Below are 263 nucleotides of genomic sequence, written 5' to 3' on the forward strand. Positions count from 1 at the left end.
GGGTGCGGTCCACCGGGGTACCGGTGCGCTGGAGGATGCCGACCACGGTGAACGGCTTGTCGTCGTGCTTGACCAGGCTCACCGTGCTCACCCCATGGGCCAGCACGATCTTCTCGCCGAGCCTGTAGTGCAGGGCTTCGGCCACCTCGGCGCCGAGCACCACGTCGAACAGGTCCTGGCCGAAGGCGCGGCCCTCGGCCAGTTGCAGTTCCTGGCCGCGGCCGTAGCGGTAGTGCTCGAAATAGCCGGCATCGGTACCCATT

At 67.7% G+C, this 263-nt stretch carries 1 protein-coding gene; it reads right to left on the reverse strand.

The genetic code is table 11. From position 1 onward, the window contains the following. Positions 1 to 263: ABC transporter permease (locus ACLJNW_RS25885; RefSeq protein ID WP_410961463.1), on the reverse strand; the 263-nt coding region annotated here is incomplete at both ends.

Origin of the sequence: Salmonella sp. SAL4457 (assembly GCF_046548235.1) — a bacterium.
In the GTDB taxonomy this organism is placed as follows: Bacteria; Pseudomonadota; Gammaproteobacteria; order Enterobacterales; family Enterobacteriaceae; genus Salmonella; species Salmonella enterica.